The organism is Actinomycetospora aeridis (assembly GCF_037400275.1).
Taxonomy (GTDB): Bacteria; Actinomycetota; Actinomycetes; order Mycobacteriales; family Pseudonocardiaceae; genus Actinomycetospora; species Actinomycetospora aeridis.
The window spans coordinates 1-588 of the sequence record NZ_JBBEGL010000032.1; the positions used below are offsets into that span (position 1 = coordinate 1).

Genomic DNA, 588 nt, shown 5'->3' on the forward strand with positions numbered 1-588 from the left:
CAGACCACGGTGCAGACCTGCACGGTGCACCTGCTGCGCGCCGCGATGCGGTTCGTGTCCTACACCGACCGCAAGCGCGTCGCCGCCGCGCTGCGCCCGATCTACACCGCCCCCACCGTCGAGGCCGCCGAAACCGAGCTGGCCGCGTTCGCCGACAGCGAGTTCGGGCGGCGCTACCCGGCCGCGGTCGCGACCTGGCAGGCCGCGTGGGAGCGATTCATCCCGTTCCTGGAGTTCCCGCCCGAGCTGCGGCGGATCATCTACACCACGAACTCGATCGAGTCCCTGAACTTCCAGCTCCGCAAGATCATCAAGAATCGGGGTCACTTCCCCAGCGACGACGCCGTGATCAAGCTGCTCTGGCTGGCCATCCGCGACATCGAAGACAAGCGAGCTCGCGCCCGAGCCAAGGAGGCCGGCCTCCCCGGCCACCAACGCAAGGCCCCCGGCAAGCTCGTCGAGGGCAGCACCGTCGTGGGCTGGAAACAAGCCCTCGGCGCCCTCGCCCTGGCCTATCCCGACCGCATCGGCCCCTACCTCAGCTGACCGACCCATAGATCAACTTACACAGACAACTTGACAGGCCCC

General features: G+C 68.0%; 1 protein-coding gene. It reads left to right on the top strand.

The annotated features are described in order from the left end of the window. The coding region (locus WCD41_RS31045; RefSeq protein ID WP_337719129.1) for a transposase at positions 1–546 on the top strand (546 nt) is incomplete at its 5' end. Positions 547–588: the final 42 nt, after the last annotated feature.